Annotated in this window: 5 protein-coding genes; all 5 read right to left on the reverse strand. The window is 70.9% G+C overall.

All coding sequences use genetic code 11. From position 1 onward, the window contains the following. The coding region (locus ASG00_RS16190; protein WP_442922567.1) for an APC family permease at nt 1–933 on the reverse strand (933 nt) is incomplete at its 3' end. Nucleotides 934–1,051: 118 nt separating this feature from the next. Further along, on the reverse strand, nt 1,052–1,495 hold the full coding sequence (locus ASG00_RS01120) for a DUF1801 domain-containing protein (protein ID WP_056206221.1): 444 nt from the start codon (nt 1,493–1,495) through the stop codon (nt 1,052–1,054). A 129-nt stretch (nt 1,496–1,624) separates the two neighbouring features. Beyond that, nucleotides 1,625–2,842 (reverse strand): amidohydrolase, encoded by a 1,218-nt coding sequence (locus ASG00_RS01125; RefSeq protein ID WP_056206222.1) that lies wholly within the window; start codon nt 2,840–2,842, stop codon nt 1,625–1,627. Nucleotides 2,843–2,876: 34 nt separating this feature from the next. Continuing rightward, nucleotides 2,877–4,106 (reverse strand): saccharopine dehydrogenase family protein, encoded by a 1,230-nt coding sequence (locus tag ASG00_RS01130; protein ID WP_056206224.1) that lies wholly within the window; start codon nt 4,104–4,106, stop codon nt 2,877–2,879. A gap of 153 nt (nt 4,107–4,259) precedes the next feature. Then, a partial coding sequence (locus ASG00_RS16195; protein ID WP_235559028.1) for an alpha-amylase family glycosyl hydrolase occupies nt 4,260–5,274 on the reverse strand: 1,015 nt, incomplete at its 5' end.

Raw genomic sequence — 5,274 nt, forward strand, 5'->3', positions numbered from 1 at the left:
TGCACACGGGTCCTCCGAATAGCGCACTCCCGCGACCAGGGCGAGCATCGTGAGGCCGGCGAACAGGATGATCGCGATGAGGCCCATCGCGGTCAGCGTGCGCTGCGCGTTCTTCACCTTCGGGCGGCGGAAGGCGGGCACGCCGTTCGACACCGCCTCGACGCCGGTGAGCGCCGAGCAGCCGCTGGAGAACGCGCGCAGGATGAGCAGGATGATGCCCGCCTGCGTGATGTCCTCGGCCTTGACCGCGAAGCCGGCGCTCGAGGCGATGGGGGTGTCGCCGACGGCCCAGCGCGCAAGACCCACCACGATCATCAGCGCGATCGAGCCGATGAAGATGTAGGTCGGCAGAGCGAAGGCGCGGGATGCCTCGCGCACGCCGCGGAGGTTGACGAGCACGAGCAACACGACGAAGCCGATCGAGAGCTCGACGCGCCACGTGTTGAGCACCGGCAGCGCGGAGATGATGTTGTCGACGCCGGAGGCGACTGACACCGCGACCGTCAGGATGTAGTCGACGAGCAGGGCCGAGGCGACCACGACGCCCGACTTCTCACCGAGGTTCACGCGGGCGACCTCGTAGTCGCCGCCGCCCGACGGGTAGGCCTTGATGAGCTGCCGGTACGACAGCACCACGACGATCAGCAGCACGACCACGGCGGTCGCGATCCAGGGGCTGAACGCGAGGAACGCGGTACCGCCGATCAGCAGGATCATGAGCAGTTCCTGCGGGGCGTACGCGACCGACGACAGCGCGTCCGACGCGAAGATCGGAAGGGCCATGCGCTTGCGCAGCAGGTGGTCCTCGGCGTCGGTGGAGGCCAGCGGATCACCGATGAGGATGCGCTTGGCGATGGGTGTGTCCGGGGCCGGGTCAGCCGCCGTGGCGTCCGTGCCGTGTTCGGAACCGTCGTTTGTCACGACGCGCGACATTACGCGCTTGCCGACGGCGCCGCAACGCGGATTCCTGAGGGTTCACCCGATCGTTGTGAGGGATGCCGTCCGCAGGTGCGGATGCGGCATCCCCGACGCGATATCGAGAGCGGATGCCTCAGCTCACCGCGCGGCGCACGAGCTCGGCGATCTGGGCGGCGACGGCGTCGTCGATGGCCGTGATCGCGAACTCCTTCGCCCAGAACGTGCCCTCGTCGAGGTGGGCCGTCGCCTGGAATCCGAGGGTCGCGTAGTGGTCCTTGAACTTCGCGGCGTCCTTGAAGAACAGCACCGACTTGCCCTCGGCGTTCGCGTACGACGGCATGCCGTACCAGAGCTTCGGCGCGAGCTGCGGGGCGACGGTCGTCACGATCTCGTGCACCTTCTCGGCGAGCGGCCGATCGAAGTCGGAGAAGGTCGCGATCTTGTCGATGACGTCCTGCAGCTCGGCGGCGGCCTTGTCCGCGTCCTTGGCGCGCTTGGCGGCGGTGCGCTTCTCGGCTGCCGCCTCCTTCATGGCGGCGCGCTCGTCGGCGCTGAACGTCTCGTCGCTCGGGGTCATGGCGTCTCCTCCACTCGGGCCGCACGCGGCGGCATCGAGCACACGGTACCCCGCGCGATTCTGTGCGTGCTTCTCCGATCGTGCTCGACGGGGCGCCGAACGGTCAGCCGCGCGCACGGTCTCGCGCGCTCAGCCGAGCCAGGCGCGGGCGGCGACGACGAGCGCGTCGACGCCCCGCTCGATCGTCGGGTGCATGACCGGCGCGTAGAACGGCGAGTGGTTCGCCGGGATGTCGCGACCGAGCGTGCCGGCCGCGGCCGCGGCGGCGTACGCCTCGGGGTCGACGCCGCCCCAGAACCAGTAGACGAGGGGAACCCCCGCGTCGCGCGCGAACCACGAGACATCCTCGCTGCCGGTGAACAGCCCGGGGTCGACGACGTCGTGCTCGCCGAACGCCGCGCGGAACGCGCCCATGACACGCTCGGTCGCCGCCTCGTCGTTGATGGTCGGCGGCAGGGTGAAGACGCCGTCGAACGTGGGCGGAACCTCGACACCGGATGCCGCGGCCTCGGCGTTCACGATGCGGTGCACCTGGCTGAGCAGTCGCTCGCGCTGGTCGTCGGTCGTGTAGCGCAGGCTCAGCTCGAGGGTCGCCTCGGCGGGGATGATGTTGTGCTTCAGGCCGGCGTGGATGGAGCCGACGGTCACGACCGCGATGTCCTGCGCACTCGTCTCACGGGCGACGATCGTCTGCAGCCGCATCACCGTCGCCGCCGCGAGCACGACCGGGTCGATCGTCTCGTGCGGGCGCGAGCCATGGCCGCCGCGCCCATGGAGCGTGACGGTGAGGCCCTCGGCGGCAGCCATCTGCGTGCCCGGCCGGGCACCCAGACGGCCCGCGGGGAGGGTGCTCGTCACGTGCTGGCCGAGCACCACCTCGGGCCGCGGGAACCGGTCGAGCAGGCCGTCGTCGAGCATCGCCCGAGCGCCCGCGCCGAACTCCTCCGCCGGCTGGAACAGCGCCACGATCGTGCCCGCCCAGCCGCCCCGCTCGGTCCACAGGCGCTCGAGCGCGCCGAGCAGCGCGGTGATGTGCATGTCGTGCCCGCACGCGTGCATGACGGGCACATCGACGCCCGCCGGGTCGACGCCGCGCGCGGTGCTCGCGTAGTCGAGGCCGGTCTGCTCGGGCACCGGGAGCCCGTCAGTGTCGGCGCGCAGCCAGATGACCGGGCCGTCACCGTTCTCGAGCGTCGCGACGACGCCTGTGCGACCGACGCCCGTCTCGTGCGGGATGCCGAGCGCGGTCAGGTGCTCGGAGATCACCCCGGCCGTGCGGTGCTCCTGGAAGGAGAGCTCGGGGTGGCGGTGCAGGTCGACATAGATCGCGTCGAGGTCGAGAGGCATGCCCCGACCCTACGCGAACGTCGCCCGGTGCGGCTCAGTCGATCGGCTTCTCCTCGATGCCCCACGGCGATCCGTAGCCGGCCGGGGCGGGGGCGGCGAGCAGGTCGAGGAACGGGGTCGCCGAGAACGCCTCGGGGCCGAGTACGCCCGCGCCCGACCACACACCAGTGGCGAGCAGTTCAAGGGCGACGACGGGGTTGATGGCCGTCTGCCAGACGACGGCCTGCGAGCCGTACTCGCGCATCGTCTCCTCGTTGTCGGCCACGTGATAGAGGTACGTCGACCGGGGCTTGCCGTCCTTGCCGGTGCCGCGCACCCAGACGCCGGCGCAGGTCTTGCCGCTCATCTTGTCGCCGAGGGTGGCCGGGTCGGGCAGGCATGCGGCCACGACGTCGCGGGGCGAGACATCCACGCCCTTCACGGTCACCTTGTCGGTCTTGTCGAGCCCGAGCTTGTGCAGGGTCTTGAGCACGCCGATGAACTCGTCGCCGAGACCGTACTTGAAGGTGACGCGCTTCGCCTTCGTCCAGCGGGGCATGAGCAGCACCTCCTCGTGCTCGACGTTCACGCACTCGACCGGGCCGATGCCGTCGGGGAAATCGAACACCTCGGGCTCGGAGAACGGCGGCGTCGTGAACCAGCCGGTGCCCTCTTCGTAGATGACCGGCGGGTTCAGGCACTCCTCGATGGTCGTCCAGATGGAGAAGGACGGGGCGAAGTCGTACCCGGCGACGACGAGGTTCGCGCCGTCGCGTACGCCGAGCTCGTCGATCTCGTCGAACAGCTCGTCTTCGGCGTAGCGGGCGAAGACGTCCGACAGGCCCGGCTCGACGCCGATGCCGACGAGCGCCAGGCGCCCGGCGGCCTCCCACTCGGCGGCCTTCGCGAACTGCTCGTCGCCGAGCTTGACACCGGGCAGAGCGTGCGGCTGGTCGGGATGCGGGTGCGACAGGCTCATCGCCATGTCGAGGTAGGTGGCGCCGGCCGCGAACGCCCCGTCGAAGATCGGCATCACGAACCGCGGGTCGACGGCGTTGAGCACGTGGGTGATGTCGTGCGCGCGGATGAGGTCGGCGACCGAGTCCGCGTTCGAGGCGTCGACCTGTGCGGCGATCACTCGAGGGTCGCCGACGGCGTCGACGAGGGCCTGCGGACGCGCCGGGTCGTAGTCGGCGACGACCAATGCCTCGAAGAAGTCGCGACGTACGGCGATACGCACCGCCGCCGATCCGACCCCGCCCGCGCCGATGATGAGGATGCGCATGAGAACTCCCGCTCGTGGATGGCTTTCGGCGAGGTTAGGTCGCCGGCGCCTCCGGGCAGATCGCCGTCGCGGCGAACATGCCTGTGCTCGAGCCGCCGCCGCGGCGAGTGCGTCCGCGCGTCATGCCGCTGCGCTACGCGCGGACACGGCGAGTCAGGCGCGCAGCCAGACCGTGGTGTCGGCGGGCAGGGTCTTCTCGATGCCCGGTTCGCTCGCGACGAGAACGTCGCCGGCGGGCAGCGCCACCGGGGATGCCCCGACGTTCGCGACGACCGTCACGTCGCCGTTGCGGAACGCGATGACGTCGTCGCCGAACCCGTCGAGCCACTCGACGGCACCGGCGCCCAGACCGTGGGCGCGACGTGTCGCGAGCAGGTCGCGGTAGAGCGACAGGGTGGAGTCGGGGTCGCCGGTCTCGGCGTCGCGGGCGTGCTCCGCCCATTCCGCCGGCTGGGGCAGCCACGACGCGCCCGTCGAGTTGAAGCCGAACGAGGGGCCGGTCGACGTCCAGGGCAGGGGCACGCGGCATCCGTCACGGCCGTACTTCTCGTGGTTCGTGCGGAACCACGTCGGGTCCTGGCGCTTGTCGTCGGGGATGTCGATGGCCTCGGGCAGCCCGAGCTCCTCGCCCTGGTAGACGTAGGCGGAGCCGGGCAGGGCGAGCATGAGGGATGTCGCCGCCCGCGCGCGACGCAGACCGAGCGCCGGGATCGGCTGGGCCGCCGACAGCGGGCCGATTCCCTCGCCCTGCGGGCTCGGCGCCGTGAGGGCGAGCCGGGAGGCATGCCGGATCACGTCGTGGTTGGAGAGCACCCAGGTGGCGGGCGCGCCGACGGCGGGGAAGGCGCGCAGCGAGTCGACGATCACCTGGCGCAGCGGCTCCGCCTCCCACTCGGTGGTGAGGTAGGGGAAGTTGAACGCCTGGTGCATCTCGTCGGGCCGCACCCACAGGGCGGTCTTCTCGGGCGTGGGCAGCCATGCCTCGGCGCACAGGGCCCGGTCGCCGTCGTACTCGGCGAGCACCTCGTGCCAGTCGCGGTAGATCTCATGCACGCCCGGCTGGCCCCAGTAGGGCACGTCGTCGTCCTCGCCACCCATCGAGCCGCCGTCGACCGGCGGGACGTAGTCGGGAAGGCCCGCCTTCTTGATCATGCCGTGCGCGACATCG

The organism is Microbacterium sp. Leaf351 (genome assembly GCF_001423825.1).
Classification (GTDB): domain Bacteria; phylum Actinomycetota; class Actinomycetes; order Actinomycetales; family Microbacteriaceae; genus Microbacterium; species Microbacterium ginsengisoli.

Bases quoted from the DNA above. Each gene is read 5' to 3' on its own strand.
- ASG00_RS01120 (WP_056206221.1), bottom strand. From the start codon at position 1,495: ATGACCCCGAGCGACGAGACGTTCAGCGCCGACGAGCGCGCCGCCATG.
- ASG00_RS01130 (WP_056206224.1), bottom strand. From the start codon at position 4,106: ATGCGCATCCTCATCATCGGCGCGGGCGGGGTCGGATCGGCGGCGGTG.
- ASG00_RS01125 (WP_056206222.1), bottom strand. From the start codon at position 2,842: ATGCCTCTCGACCTCGACGCGATCTATGTCGACCTGCACCGCCACCCC.